The organism is Streptomyces cathayae (assembly GCF_029760955.1).
Classification (GTDB): Bacteria; Actinomycetota; Actinomycetes; order Streptomycetales; family Streptomycetaceae; genus Streptomyces; species Streptomyces cathayae.
In genome coordinates, this window is the sequence record NZ_CP121682.1 from 5,364,439 (window position 1) to 5,378,334 (window position 13,896).

The window sequence follows — 13,896 nt, forward strand, 5'->3', positions numbered from 1 at the left end:
AAAGTTCTTCTTGTTCGCCCGCCGAGCGGGAAGAACACCCGGGGCTATAGCTCAGTTGGTAGAGCGCCTGCATGGCATGCAGGAGGTCAGGAGTTCAATTCTCCTTAGCTCCACAGATGGGGTGCCGGATCGAGAGATCCAGTACTTCACCCGACGAAGATCCCGTCCTCCGTACGAGGGCGGGTTTTTTCGTTGTTCCTGGTTGAGCGGTCCGGGGCCGACGGGCGTATACATCCATGAGGCGCCGATCCGTGTCTTGAACGGTACCCGGGCGTCGCTGACCGCACCGGCCCCGCCGTGGCAGAATCAAACGGCCGGAAGGGGGCGCGGCCCGACGGGAGGGAGTTGTGATGCCTGCGAGCATCCTCGGGGAGGTCGACCACCTCCTCGGCGGGGTGTCGACACGACGGACCTCGACCCGTCACCGCTGCCCGTCCCGCGGCTCCGCGCACGTCGCCCGGATCCTTGACGGCCTCGGCGTCCTCGGAAGCCTGGACGCCCTCGGTGACAACGGCGGTGTCTCCTACGTGTGTACGGCCTGCGGCCACAGCTGGAGCTGAGTGATGGGTGCGCACAGGCGAAGGTGTGACTGGTGCGGCAGCGGGACGCCGATCGTCCGGGACATGGAACCGGTCAATCCCGACTACCAGTACTGGTGCGAGGAGTGCGCGCGGGCGCTGATCATAAAGGGCGACCCGATCGAGACGTACCGCGAACTCGAGGGCGAACCGATCTACGGCCGGCTCCTGGAGGAGCACTGCACGCTCAAACGCTTCTATTCGTTCGTGACCGCGTGACAATGCGGACGGAACCGGGCGCAACGGAACCGATTTGGTGTTGGGCCCCGATGACCGTGTAAAGTTGGCGTCGCCGCCGGGGAAACCGGGCGGGAGCAGGACCTGGGGCTATAGCTCAGTTGGTAGAGCGCCTGCATGGCATGCAGGAGGTCAGGAGTTCAATTCTCCTTAGCTCCACAGCAGTAGAGGGCGGACCATCCGAAGGGATGGTCCGCCCTCTGTGCGTTGTGGGGCCGGTGGTCCGTGGGGGCGGTGTGCGGCGGCTCGGGGACGGGGACCGTGCGGGACAACCCCGAGGGGTGCCCCGCACGGATCTGTGTCAGCGGCCCAGTGCGCGCCGGCCGCGCCCCTGGGAGAGGACCGGCAGGTTGCGGGAGGGCGCCTTGGACGACGCCCCCTCCTCGATGCGCAGGGCCAGTGCCGGGCAGCGGCGCACCGCGCGCAGCGCCTTGTCCTCGGCGCGGCGCGGCACCTGGGCCTGCGCGACCGTCGGGAAGCCGTCCGCGCCGAGCTTGAAGACCTCCGGGAGGAGGTCCGCGCACAGTCCGTGGCCCCGGCACAGCGTCCAGTCGACGAAGATCTTCTGGCGGCTGGGTCCGTTCTCCTCGCCGCCGCCGCCCGGGATGCCCGTAGGGGTCTGCCCGCCCTCGAAGAGCGGCAGGACGCCCTCCACGGGCCGTCCGCAGCCATTGCCCATGAGATGGGCGGCGAGGTCGTCGGGGAACGCCTTGATGGTCGACTCCAGGAACATCGCGGAGCCGTCCGGATGCGAACACGCGCCGCGCCGCTTCACGTTCTTGGCGACCTGCTTGACCGCCTCCAGGGCGGCCGGTCCGCCGCCGTTGAGGATGTCCTCCAGGCCGCGCGCGGCGGCCGGCAGGCCCAGGTAGCACGGGCCGCACTGGTTGGCGCTCTCCTCGGCCAGCCACTTCGCCACCATCAGTGACTCGCCCAGCGGGCAGGTGTTCTGACTGATCGGCAGGATCGCCCCCGCGCCGAGGGCGCCGCCCACCGCGTCCAGGGAGTTGCGGGAGACGATCGCCTCGTTGACGGTCGCCGCGTCGATCCACTTGCCGTGGTAGCCGCCGGTCAGCACACCCTGCGGCACCGGTGGCGCACCGGCGAGCTGCAGGACGTAGCGCAGCGGTACGCCCGTCGGGACCTCGACCACCATGGGGCGGGTGACCGCCCCGGACACCGTGAGCATGACGGTGCCGGGCTCGTCGTACAGGCCGGTGTTGCCGTAGCGCTCCGGGCCGATGCGGGCGGCGATGGCGAGCTGGGCGAACGTCTCGGCGTTGGACAGCAGGGTGGGCGCGCCGCCGACGCCGTTCTTCGAGGCGCTGGTCTTGCGGCCCGGAGGGATCGCCGGACCGCCGTCGATGGAGCGGATCAGCGAGGCCGCGGCGCCCGTGACCATCCGCACCGGGTTGCGCTGCACGCGGGCGCGCAGCGCGGACCGGCGCCCGTTGTTGAGGCCGCGTTCGGCCAGCGCGGCCTCCATGGAGCGCTGGGTGGACTCCCGGGTGACCCCCACCACGAGCGTGCGGGCACCCATGGCCTCGGCGCACAGCAGCGCGCCGTCCAGGATGAGGTGCGGGGCACGGTTGATCAGCACCGTGTCCTTGCGGCAGGCCGGTTCGTCCTCGCTGCCGTTGACGACGACGACCGGCCGGACGCCGCGCTTGATCGCCGTTTCGGCGACCGAGCGCAGCTTCTTGTGGAAGGGGAAGCCCGCGCCGCCGCGGCCCCTGAGGTTGATGCGTTCAGCCAGCTGGGCGAGCTGTTCGCCGCCCAGGGGTTCGAGCGGCCCGTGCACCTTGAGGTGCATGGGGAGATCGAGCCGGTCGACAAGGTCGAAGCCCGACGTGAGCTGGGGAAGTCCGACGACGCGGACTTCGGGTACGTCGGGCAGAGCCTCGTTCACTTGAAGCCTCCGGAAGGCGTGTTCCAAGGTTCGCCCGATCCCGGTGCGTCGAAGTCGTACGACGCACCGGGAGATGGATCAGTGGCGGGACCGCTGTTGTACGTGTCACTCGGGTTGTACGTGCCGTAGAGGGGGTTCGACTCACCGGTGTCGCGCACATCACTCGCGCCGTAGCCCGGTGCGGTCGAATTGTCGTAGATCGGGATGCCGTATCCGGTGTCCTGGAGCGGGTCGTAGGCCGACGGCGGGGCCTCGCCGACCGGTGGCGGGGAGGGGACGGGCCAGGTGCCCGAGGTGCTGGAGGGGCCGTCCACGCGCGGGACGGCCTGCGTGGGCTGCATGTCCAGGGGCAGCTCCATGCGGGCGGTCTGGTCGGCGTAGAGGGGCTGCTGCGGCTGGGCCGGGGCGGACGGGGGCGAGACCGCGCGGTAGGCGGCCGCGAAACCGTTCGCGGGCTCCGGGGCCGGGGTGACGCGTTCGGCGGTCTCGTAGCGCGGCCGGGCCGGCTCGGGGCGCTCGGAACGGGACCGGGAGGCCCGTCTGCCGCCGTCCTGGTAGCCGGGGAGCCCGGAGGACGACGCCTCGGCCGACCGGGAGCGGCTCTCCTCCAGGGAGCTGCGGCCCGACTGGTCGGTGATGCCGAGCAGGCCGGTGACCCCGTCGGCGACCTTGCGCTTGACCGAGGCCGGGGAGACGCGCAGCACCAGGACGGCCATGACGCCGAGCACGGACAGGCCGTACAGGATCAGGAAGATCGGCTTGGCCGCTCGACCCGCGTAGAGCCCGTGCACCAGCGCGGCGCACCAGGCCGGGTAGGCCAGCATGTGCATGGCGCGCCAGCGTGCCGCGACGGGGGCGGGTGAGGCGAAGCGGTTGCGCAGGACGCCGGTGATGGCCACGAAGATCATCAGCATGCCGGCCAGCGTGCCCAGGCCGATCAGGAAGCTCCGGCCGGCGACCGCCTCGTCGTCCGTGAGGGCCAGCCCGAAGGGCAGGACCGCGGCGATCCAGGTGGTGTGGTCCAGGACCAGCTTGATGACTATGTGCACCAGCAGGAAGACGACCGACCCGACCGCCGTGGTGCGGTGCACGGCCTGCGACAGGATGCGCTCGCGCGGGCCGAGCAGTACCCGGTCCTGGGCGACGAGTCCCCAGATCACCGAGCAGCTCAGGCAGACGAGGGACAGGACGCCCGCGCCGAAGTTGAGGAACTCGAGGAACCAGTCGTCCGCCGTGCTGTCGTCCGGCCTCACGCCCTACCTCCCCACATCACGACGGAAAGCACGACGGCGAGCGGGTACGACCGACCGGCAGCCGACCGGCCCTGAATGGGCGGTGGGCTGCTGTCTGGACGAAGGTTCATGGGGGAACTCCGAACGTTCGGGAGAAGCGGTCCCGGGCCGCACTCTAAACCTCCTGCGTACCGGGGAGTACAGGTTTGAGTTATTGCGCTGTTATCAAAGGACGATCAGGCCGGAAGGATGCCCCATAGGGGGCGGTACGCGAAGTAATCTTTGACCGAAATTCAGGAATGTCGGTGGGGTGGAGGGCCTCGCTGCGGGTCCGTCACCGGTCCTCGGCGGCCCCGTGGGCCCGAAAGGCGCGTCGCGGCGCGCCGCGGGCCTGCGGTACCCTGACGCCATGCGTGCCGTACGCCTTCTGCTTAGCGAGCCGCGCTGATCAGTCCCGACCACGGTCGTACCAGGTGGTCGGAATCGGCGCGGCGTCCCCTCCTGTGCGAGGGGATTTTTCATTTCCGGAGGCCTGAGGGCCCGGAAGCCCAAGGGCCTGAAGGCCTGAAATGCCGCAGCCGAAGGCGCAGACGATCGATGGAGCTTTGAGGATCATGAGCGAGACGAACCCCGCGGCCACCGCCCCTGTGTCGGCGGAGGCCGCGCCGCACCGCTACACGGCCGCTCTGGCGGCCGAGATCGAGGCACGCTGGCAGGACTTCTGGGACGCCGAGGGCACCTACGACGCGCCCAACCCGAGCGGTGACCTGGCGGACGACCCGGAGCTGGTCGCCCGGCCCAAGAAGTTCATCATGGACATGTTCCCCTACCCCTCCGGTGCGGGACTGCACGTAGGCCACCCCCTGGGCTACATCGCCACCGACGTCTCCGCCCGGTTCCAGCGCATGACCGGCCACAACGTCCTGCACACCCTGGGCTTCGACGCCTTCGGGCTGCCCGCCGAGCAGTACGCCGTGCAGACCGGCACGCACCCGCGGGTGTCCACCGAGGCCAACATCGAGAACATGAAGGCCCAGCTGCGCCGGCTGGGCCTGGGCCACGACCGGCGCCGGTCGTTCGCCACGATCGACCCGGAGTACTACAAGTGGACCCAGTGGATCTTCCTGCAGATCTTCAACTCCTGGTACGACGACAAGGCCGACCGGGCCCGCCCGATCACCGAGCTGATCGCCGAGTTCGAGTCCGGTGAGCGCCCCGTACCGGGCCACGCGCGCGCGTGGAGCGAACTGAGCGAGGCCGAGCGCGCCGACGTCCTGGGCGGGTTCCGGCTGGCCTACGCCTCCGACGCGCCGGTCAACTGGTGCCCCGGCCTGGGCACCGTACTGGCCAACGAGGAGGTCACCGCCGAGGGCCGCTCCGAGCGCGGCAACTTCCCGGTCTTCAAGGCGAAGCTGCGCCAGTGGAACATGCGCATCACCGCCTACGCCGAGCGGCTGCTGGCGGACCTGGACGCCCTGGACTGGCCCGAGGCCATCAAACTGCAGCAGCGTAACTGGATCGGCCGCTCCGAGGGCGCCCGCGTCGACTTCCCCATCGACGGCGAGAACATCACCGTCTTCACCACCCGACCCGACACCCTGTTCGGCGCCACCTACATGGTGCTGGCCCCCGAGCACCCGCTGGTCGAGAAGTTCACCCCGGCCACCTGGCCCGAGGGCACCCACGACGTCTGGACCGGCGGCCACGCCACCCCGGCCGAGGCCGTCGCCGCCTACCGCGCGCAGGCCGCCTCCAAGTCCGACGTGGAGCGGCAGGCCGAGGCCAAGGACAAGACCGGCGTCTTCACCGGCTCCTACGCGACCAACCCGGTCAACGGCGAGCAGGTGCCCGTCTTCATCGCCGACTACGTCCTGATGGGCTACGGCACCGGCGCGATCATGGCCGTCCCCGCCGGTGACCAGCGCGACTTCGAGTTCGCGCGCGCCTTCGAACTGCCGATCCACTGCATCGTCGAGCCGACGGACGGTCGCGGCACGGACACCGCCACCTGGGAGGACGCCTTCGCGTCGTACGACGCGAAGATCATCAACTCGTCCAACGACGAGGTGAGCCTGGACGGTCTGGGCGTCGTCGAGGCCAAGGCGCGCATCACCGAGTGGCTGGAGCGCCGGGGCATCGGCGAGGGCACCGTCAACTTCCGGCTGCGTGACTGGCTGTTCAGCCGCCAGCGCTACTGGGGCGAGCCCTTCCCGATCGTCTACGACGAGGACGGCACCGCCCACGCGCTGCCCGAGTCGATGCTGCCGCTGGAACTGCCCGAGGTCGAGGACTACTCCCCGCGCACCTTCGACCCCGACGACGCCGACAGCCGGCCCGAGACGCCGCTGTCGCGCAACGAGGACTGGGTCCACGTCACCCTGGACCTGGGCGACGGCCGCGGTCCGCGCCGGTACCGGCGCGAGACCAACACCATGCCCAACTGGGCCGGTTCCTGCTGGTACGAGCTGCGCTACCTGGACCCGCACAACAGCGAGAAGCTGGTCGACCCGGAGATCGAGCAGTACTGGATGGGCCCGCGCGAGGGCATGCCGCACGGCGGTGTCGACCTGTACGTCGGCGGTGCCGAGCACGCCGTCCTGCACCTGCTGTACGCGCGTTTCTGGTCCAAGGTGCTGCACGACCTGGGCCACGTCTCGTCGGCGGAGCCGTTCCACAAGCTGTACAACCAGGGCATGATCCAGGCCTACGTCTACCGCGACAGCCGCGGCATCGCGGTACCGGCCGCCGAGGTGGAGGAGCACGAGGGCGCCTACTACTACCAGGGCGAGAAGGTCTCCCGGCTGCTGGGCAAGATGGGCAAGTCCCTGAAGAACGCGGTCACTCCGGACGAGATCTGCGCCGAGTACGGGGCCGACACCCTGCGCCTGTACGAGATGGCGATGGGCCCGCTGGACGTGTCGCGGCCGTGGGACACCCGTGCGGTGGTCGGTCAGTTCCGACTGCTGCAGCGGCTGTGGCGCAACATCGTCGACGAGAACACCGGCGAGGTCACCGTCGTCGACACCGAGCCCGGTGAGGAGAGCCTGCGCGCCCTGCACAAGGCGATCGACGGGGTGCGCCAGGACCTGGAGGGCATGCGCTTCAACACCGCCATCGCCAAGGTCACCGAGCTGAACAACCACCTGACCAAGCAGGGGGGTGCGGTGCCGCGTCCGGTCGCCGAGTCCCTGGTGCTGCTGGTGGCGCCGCTGGCCCCGCACATCGCGGAGGAGCTGTGGCGCGCGCTGGGCCACACCGACTCGGTCGTCCACCGGGACTTCCCGGTCGCCGACCCGGCGTACGTGGTCGACGAGGCCGTCACCTGCGTGGTCCAGGTCAAGGGCAAGGTCAAGGCCCGCCTGGAGGTGTCGCCGTCGATCTCCGAGGAGGAGCTGGAGAAGGTGGCGCTGGCCGACGAGAGGGTCGTCGCGGCGCTGGGCGGGGCCGGGATCCGCAAGGTGATCGTGCGGGCACCGAAGCTGGTGAACATCGTTCCGGCGTGACGCTGTGATGCTGTGACGCCGTAGAGCTGCGGGCCGGCCTGCTACGGGTCGGCCGGACTGCCGGCTGCGGGGTTGTGGAACGGTGGGCTCGGGGTACTCCCCTACGGGCAGGTTCGGGGTTCTTCCGGAACTCCGGACCTGCCCGTTGCGTTTACCTTTGAAGAGCGGCGCGGTGTGTGCGGCGGCAGGCCCAAGGGCCCGGAGGAGGAGTCTCGTGGAAGCAGTGATCGCAGTGTTGGCCCTGCTCTTCGTGCTCTTCGTCGTGCTCGGCGCGTATGCCACCGTGAAGGCCGTCGGAGCCGCCAAGCGCAGTGCGGACCGGTACATCACCCAGGCCCGCCGCACGGTCGAGGACCACACCCTGAAGGTCAAGTCCTTCGCCCAGTCCGGCCCGGCCGGCGAGATCGCCCAACTCCGGCTCACCCTGCGTACGTCCATGCGGGCCACCCAGGACGCGCTGGAGGCCGGCGCCACCGAGGACCAGTCCCTCAAGGAGTCCCTCACCCTCTTCGAGCGGCTCAGCGCGCACGGGCACGAACTGGAGGGCGAACTCAGGCGCCTGGAGTCCGAGCCGGACCGCGGCAGCCTCGGCAGGCGGCTGCCCGAACTGCGCGAGCGTACCCACCGCATCACGCGGTCGGCGGACTCCCTGCGCTGGGCGGCCCGCGACCGCGCCCGCCACTTCGCGGACGACGACCTCGACTCCCTGAGCAGCCAGATCGACATGGAGACCGGAGCCCTGCGGCACTGGACGACCACCGAGCAGCAGTCCGCCCCGGCGTCCGCCTCCGCCGCGTCCCCGCCCCGGCCCGCGGCAACGGCCGAGGACGCCCCGGCAGCCGGACCGGCCCGCCCCGCCATCACCCCGCCCGGACCGCGCCTCACCTACCCCTGGCAGAAGAAGCCCCGTCCGGAGAGCACCACTTGATCCGGTCGTTCCGGTCGCCGTGATCCGGACACGGTCCCGCCCGGCACGCCGGTCCGGGCTGCCGAGGAGGCCGTACGCCAGGTAACCTCCAGCCCATGTCCCGCCATGTCGCCATCATCACCGATTCAACGGCCTACCTTCCGGCCCGGACGATGGAGCGGCACGGCATCACCGCGGTTCCCCTGACCGTGGTCCTGGGGGACCGCGCGCTGGAAGAGGGCACCGAGATCTCCACCCGCTCCCTCGCCGAGGCGCTGCAGAAACGGCGTCCGGTGACGACGTCCCGGCCCGGCCCCGAGGTCTTCGCCGAGACCTACCGCAAGGCCGCCGAGTCCGGCGCCACCGGCATCGTCTCCCTCCACCTCTCCGCCGAACTCTCCGGCACCTACGACGCGGCGGTCGTCGCGGCGCGTGAGGCGCCGGTGCCGGTGCGGGTGGTGGACACCGGCATGATCACCATGGCGCTCGGATTCTGCGCCCTCGCCGCCGCACGGACCGCGGAGGCGGGCGGCACCGCGGACGACGCGGTCACGGCCGCGGAGAAGCGGGCGGCGGGCACCTCCGCGTACTTCTACGTCGACACCCTGGACTATCTGCGCCGCGGCGGACGCATCGGGGCCGCGCAGGCCCTGCTGGGCTCGGCGCTCGCCGTGAAGCCGCTGCTCCAGCTGGCGGGCGGCCGTATCGAACCCCTGGAGAAGGTGCGCACGGCGTCGAGGGCCATCGCCCGCCTGGAGGAGATCGCGGCCGAGCGGGCGGGCGCCGCCGAGGTCGACGTCGCCGTCCACCACCTCGCCGCACCGGACCGCGCGTCGGCCCTCGCGGACCGGCTGCGCACGCGGCTGCCCGGCCTGGCCGACCTGCACGTCAGCGAGGTCGGCGCGGTGATCGGCGCGCACACGGGACCCGGCCTGCTGGGGGTCGTGGTCTCGACCCGGTGAGGGGCTGCTGCCGGGGCGGCGTGTCAGGGTGACGGAGTTGTCCACAACCGGCCGGTAGTCCACCGGAATCAAGCAAGATCATCGCGGATGCGGCGATCTGCCCGATCATTCCCGGCATGGCACTTCGATCACGTTCACACACGGCGACCGCGACCAGCGGGCCGGGCCGTGCACCCGCCTCCGACGGCCGCGCCCGCCACCGCAGGCCGTCCGCCGCCGGGACGGGATCCCGCTCCGGCGCCGGACGGGTGCGGCACGAGCACCGGCACCGGGACCGTGACGCCTCGGCGGAAGAGCTTCGGCGCCGGGCGGAGGCGCTGTTCGGGGAGCGGGGCGGGGGCGTCCAGGACATCAGGGGCGCCAGGGTCGTGCCGCGCTGGGCCGTGAGAGGCGCGGGCCCGGACCCGGCGGACGTGCGGACGCGGGAGGCGTTCCCGCACCCGGCGGCTTCCAGCAGGGTGGACCCGGACCTGGTGGCGGATCCGGACCCGTCGGCTGCGGGGGAGTGGCGGCCGGCCGGCCGGACGGTGCTCGCCCTGCGGGAGCGGCTGCCGCTGTGGGTGCGGACGCGGTGCGGGCTGGAACGGCGGAGCGTGATCGCGCTGTCGGTGCTGCTCATGGTGGTGGTGGGGTTCGCCGTACAGCACTTCTGGGGCGGACGGACCCAGCCGGTGCGGGCACCGGAGGTGGTGGGGGCGGCCGTGCCCCACGACGAGAACCGGCCGACCGCCCCGGCCGGAGCCGGCGAACCCGCCGGCACGGATCCTGCGGGGACGGCGGTCCCCGAGATCGTGGTCGACGTCGGCGGCAAGGTGCGTGACCCGGGCGTCCACCGCCTCCCGGCCGGCTCACGGGTCGCGGACGCGTTGCGGGCGGCGGGCGGAGTACGCCCCGGGACCAAGACCGACGGCCTCAACCGGGCCCGCTTCCTCGTGGACGGCGAGCAGGTGATCGTCGGCGGCCCGGCACCGGCGGCAGGGCCGGGGCCCGTGCCGGGCGGTCCGGCCGGAACGGCGGGAGCCGGACCCACGGCACCGGTGTCCCTCAACACCGCCACGTCGGAGCAGCTCGAGACCCTCCCCGGCGTCGGCCCCGTGCTGGCCCGGCACATCATCGAGCACCGCACCCGGAACGGCGGTTTCCGCTCGGTGGACGAACTACGGGAAGTGAACGGCATCGGCGACCGCCGCTTCGCGGACCTGCGGAACCTCGTGCGGCCATGAGCAGCCGGAGGACGAGGCCCGCCCTCACGGAACCCGCCCTCACAGAACCCGCCCTCACGGAACCCGCCACCCGGCTGCCCGTGCACGCCTCCTCCGGGAAGCGGCTCGGCGCCTCCCACCCGCGCCAGGAGGGACCGGCCGACCTGCGGCTCGTACCGCCCGCGCTGGCGGCCTGGATCACGGCGGCGGTGATGCTGCACGCCCCGCCCGACCGGGTGCTGGGCACCGTGATCGCGTCCCTGGCACTGGCCACCGTCCTCCTCGCCCTGCGAAACCGCAGAGCGGGACCGGGACCTGCGGGACGGGGACGTAGGGGGCAGGGACGTACGGGGCAGGGACACGTACGCGTCTCCGGAGTCGCGGTACTGCTCTGCGTCGCCGCTGCCGCCTGCTCGGCGGGGCTGCACGGCGCGGATCTGCGGCGGGGCCCGGTACCGGAGCTGGCGCGGGAGTACGCCGCCGTGACGGCCGAGGTCGAGATCACCTCCGACCCCCGCCTGACCCGGCCCAGGACCGGCACCGGCCGACCGGCCCCGACGACGGTGCTCATCGAGGCCGACGTGCGGCGGGTGGAGCGGGCAGGGCAGGCCGGGGTCGGATCGGCGGTGGCGACCCGGGCCCCGGTGCTGATGATGGTCGACGCGCGTCCGGCCGGGGACGGTACGCCGGAGGGACGCGCACGCCCTGCCGGGAAACGTTCACCGTGGCTCGGACTGCTGCCGTCCACCCGGCTGCGGATCGAGGCCCGGCTCGCGCCCGCGACGGCGGGCGGTGACCGGTTCGCGGCCGTGCTGCGGGTCAAGGGCCGGGACGGACCGGAGACGGTGGGGGAGCCGACGGGGCCACAACGGCTGGCGGGGCGGCTGCGGGCCGGACTGAGGACGGCGACCGACGGGCTGTCGACGGACGCGCGGGCCCTGCTGCCGGGGCTGGTCGTCGGCGACACCGCACGCGTCACCCCGGAACTCGAAGAGGCGTTCAGAGAGACCGACCTCACCCACACGCTGGCCGTCTCCGGTGCCAACTTCACCATCCTCCTCGCCCTGCTCCTCGGCCCGCCGGGCCTGGCGCAGTATGCCGAGCGCCGTGGTCTGGCCGCGCGCCTCGGCATCCCGCTGCGGACGACCGCGCTGCTCGGCGGGGTGATCTCGCTCGGGTTCGTCGTCGTGTGCCGGCCGGATCCGAGTGTGCTGCGGGCCGCGGCCTGCGGGTCCGTCGCCCTGCTCGCGCTCGCCACCGGCCGCCGCAGATCGCTGATCCCGGCGCTGGCGACGGCCGTCCTGCTGCTGGTGCTCTACGACCCGTGGCTGGCCCGCACCTACGGCTTCCTGCTCTCCGTGCTGGCCACCGGCGCCCTGCTCACGCTCGCCCCGCGCTGGAGCACCGGACTGCGACGGCGCGGAGTGCCGCCACGGCTCGCGGAGGCGCTGGCCGCCGCGGGTGCCGCGCAGGCGGTGTGCGCGCCGGTGGTCGTCGTCCTGTCGGCGCGGGTGAGCCTGGTGGCGGTGCCGTGCAACCTCCTCGCCGAGTTCGCGCTCGCACCGGCCACCGTGCTGGGCTTCCTGGCGCTGGCCACCGCCCTGCCGGCGATACCGCTGGCGAAGGCGCTCGCCTGGTGCGCGAGCTGGCCCGCGGAGTGGATCGCGCAGATCGCCCGGACCGGGGCCGCGCTGCCCGGCGCCGGAATCGACTGGCCGGGCGGCTGGGCCGGGGCGGCACTGCTCGGGGCGCTCACCCCGGTCGTGCTGCTGGCCGGCCGGAGGCTGCTGGGGCACCCCTGGTGGTGCGCGGTCTGCGCGCTGCTCCTGGTGCTCCTGGTGGTGCGGCCGCCGCCGCTGACCCGGGTGGTCACGGGCTGGCCGCCGCCGGGCTGGCGGCTGGTGATGTGCGACGTGGGCCAGGGCGACGCGATGGTGCTGGCGGCGGGCGAGGACACCGGGGTGGTCGTGGACGCCGGCCCGGACCCGGCCCTGGTGGACCGCTGCCTGCGCTCCCTCGGCATCACCCGCGTCCCGCTGGTCGTGCTGACCCACTTCCACGCCGACCATGTGGCGGGCCTGCCCGGTGTGCTGCGCGGCCGCTCGGTGGGCGAGATCGCGATCACGGGACTGGAGGAACCTGCCGACCAGGCCCGCTTCGTACGCCGTCTCGCGGCCGACCGGCACCTGCCGATGACGCGTGCCGTCGCCGGGGAGCGGCGGCGCACGGGGGACCTGTCCTGGGAGGTGGTGTGGCCCCCACTGAGCCCCCGGCAGCCCGCAGCGCCCACGGCCCCGCAGTCCTGGACCCCGCAGCCGGAGGGCCCGAACGACGCCAGCGTAGCCATGCTCGTCCGGACAGGGGGCCTGCGCCTGCTCCTGCTCGGCGACCTGGAACCCCCGGCCCAGCGGGCCCTGGCCAGATCACCCGCCGCGGGGCGCCTGGCCGACGTCGACATCCTGAAGGTCGCCCACCACGGCTCGTCCTTCCAGGATCCCGGCCTCCTGCGCCGGGTGGCACCCCGGCTGGCGCTGATCTCCGCGGGCCGCGACAACACGTACGGCCACCCGGCTCCCACCACGCTCGACGCCCTCCGCAACGCCGGTACCGCGGTCCTGCGGACCGACCGCGACGGCGCGATCGCGGTGCTCGGCGACGAGGACGGGAGGGGAGAGCTACGAGTGGCGCGACGCTGAGGGCATGAGGGGAGCCGCGCACGACGACACGGACGAGGAAGCGACCCGAGCCCGGACGCGGGCACACAAGCGGGCACCGACGCCGGTCCGGACGCGACGGCGGTCGACGCCGGACTCTCCGATGTACGCCGTGATGCCGGCCGGGCTGCCGCTGCCCTGAGCGGTGGAGAGGGGGCAGCCTCTTCCAGAGCGCGGCGCGCGGCAGTAAAAGCCTTCATGGGCCGTTCATGTCGGTGTGCTCAGCGATGGCCATCGCGACCCTGGCGAAACAGCGCCGGGGTGAACGCATCTGTCACCGCTCGGGCTGCTTCTGCCACCGGCCCCGGACCGACGACGGCAACGGCAACGGTGATGCCTCGCTGATGCGGCTCACACCAGAAGGGCCTGTGAACGGACCAATCGGGCATGTCCTCGAACAGACCCTCGATGCGATGGCCGATGCCGAGGAAATCCTCGTAGCGGGCGACGCCGGCCTGGCCCAGAACCGGGCCGGGACCGGCCTTGTACTTGCCGCGGTCCTCAACCACCAGGCGCTTGGGCCTTCGCCTGGGCCGGAGCGGCGAAGCCAGGCTGTCCGAGCCGGCCCACCGCCGCCGCGCGGCCGAACTCGCTCACCGCATCGCCGCAGAGGACGGCGCCGCTGCGATGCTCGCCCCCATCGGCTCAGGGG

The 13,896-nt window shown here is 72.3% G+C and carries 10 protein-coding genes and 2 tRNA genes; 9 read left to right on the plus strand and 3 right to left on the minus strand.

Annotated elements, in window-relative coordinates; genetic code table 11:
* Positions 1–40 precede the first annotated feature (40 nt).
* The 4 genes from PYS65_RS24425 to PYS65_RS24440 all read left to right on the plus strand — a co-directional run bounded on the left by PYS65_RS24425 (position 41) and on the right by PYS65_RS24440 (position 974).
* Positions 41–113 (plus strand) — tRNA-Ala (locus PYS65_RS24425).
* Between the two features lie 237 nt (positions 114–350).
* Positions 351–560 (plus strand): hypothetical protein, encoded by a 210-nt coding sequence (locus PYS65_RS24430; RefSeq protein WP_279336084.1) that lies wholly within the window; start codon positions 351–353, stop codon positions 558–560.
* Between the two features lie 3 nt (positions 561–563).
* On the plus strand, positions 564–797 hold the full coding sequence (locus PYS65_RS24435; protein ID WP_015660434.1) for a hypothetical protein: 234 nt from the start codon (positions 564–566) through the stop codon (positions 795–797).
* A gap of 104 nt (positions 798–901) precedes the next feature.
* Positions 902–974: transfer RNA gene (locus PYS65_RS24440), tRNA-Ala, on the plus strand.
* Between the two features lie 142 nt (positions 975–1,116).
* On the opposite strand, the gene PYS65_RS24445 is transcribed toward PYS65_RS24440, so the two are convergent.
* On the minus strand, positions 1,117–2,724 hold the full coding sequence (locus tag PYS65_RS24445) for an NADH-quinone oxidoreductase subunit NuoF family protein (protein ID WP_279336085.1): 1,608 nt from the start codon (positions 2,722–2,724) through the stop codon (positions 1,117–1,119).
* The gene (locus PYS65_RS24450) at positions 2,721–3,977 is read right to left on the minus strand and encodes a ferric reductase-like transmembrane domain-containing protein (RefSeq protein ID WP_279336086.1); all 1,257 of its coding nucleotides are present in this window, start codon (positions 3,975–3,977) and stop codon (positions 2,721–2,723) included. The genes PYS65_RS24445 and PYS65_RS24450 overlap by 4 nt, the downstream gene beginning before the upstream one ends.
* A 593-nt stretch (positions 3,978–4,570) precedes the next feature.
* On the opposite strand from PYS65_RS24450, the gene leuS reads away from it, so the two are divergent.
* The 5 genes from leuS (at position 4,571) to PYS65_RS24475 (ending at position 13,226) form a co-directional block, all read left to right on the plus strand.
* Entirely contained in the window at positions 4,571–7,459 is a 2,889-nt protein-coding gene (leuS, locus tag PYS65_RS24455; protein WP_279336087.1) for a leucine--tRNA ligase, read from the plus strand.
* Positions 7,460–7,673: 214 nt separating this feature from the next.
* Positions 7,674–8,387, plus strand: a complete 714-nt coding sequence (locus PYS65_RS24460; protein WP_279336088.1) for a hypothetical protein — start codon at positions 7,674–7,676, stop codon at positions 8,385–8,387.
* 95 nt (positions 8,388–8,482) lie between these two features.
* Positions 8,483–9,328, plus strand: coding sequence for a DegV family protein (locus PYS65_RS24465; RefSeq protein ID WP_279336089.1), 846 nt, complete (start codon positions 8,483–8,485; stop codon positions 9,326–9,328).
* Between the two features lie 116 nt (positions 9,329–9,444).
* A complete protein-coding gene (locus PYS65_RS24470; protein ID WP_279336090.1) occupies positions 9,445–10,551 on the plus strand; it encodes a ComEA family DNA-binding protein in 1,107 nt (368 codons plus the stop codon).
* A complete protein-coding gene (locus tag PYS65_RS24475) occupies positions 10,548–13,226 on the plus strand; it encodes a ComEC/Rec2 family competence protein (protein WP_279336091.1) in 2,679 nt (892 codons plus the stop codon). Before PYS65_RS24470 ends, PYS65_RS24475 begins: the two co-directional genes overlap by 4 nt.
* A 239-nt stretch (positions 13,227–13,465) precedes the next feature.
* Here the strand turns inward: PYS65_RS24475 and PYS65_RS24480 are convergent, their stop codons facing one another.
* The gene (locus tag PYS65_RS24480) at positions 13,466–13,753 is read right to left on the minus strand and encodes a hypothetical protein (protein WP_279336092.1); all 288 of its coding nucleotides are present in this window, start codon (positions 13,751–13,753) and stop codon (positions 13,466–13,468) included.
* Positions 13,754–13,896: the final 143 nt, after the last annotated feature.

Coding starts and splice junctions, on each gene's coding strand:
- PYS65_RS24430 (WP_279336084.1), top strand. CDS start 351: ATGCCTGCGAGCATCCTCGGGGAGGTCGACCACCTCCTCGGCGGGGTG.
- PYS65_RS24435 (WP_015660434.1), top strand. CDS start 564: ATGGGTGCGCACAGGCGAAGGTGTGACTGGTGCGGCAGCGGGACGCCG.
- leuS (WP_279336087.1), top strand. CDS start 4,571: ATGAGCGAGACGAACCCCGCGGCCACCGCCCCTGTGTCGGCGGAGGCC.
- PYS65_RS24465 (WP_279336089.1), top strand. CDS start 8,483: ATGTCCCGCCATGTCGCCATCATCACCGATTCAACGGCCTACCTTCCG.
- PYS65_RS24470 (WP_279336090.1), top strand. CDS start 9,445: ATGGCACTTCGATCACGTTCACACACGGCGACCGCGACCAGCGGGCCG.
- PYS65_RS24475 (WP_279336091.1), top strand. CDS start 10,548: ATGAGCAGCCGGAGGACGAGGCCCGCCCTCACGGAACCCGCCCTCACA.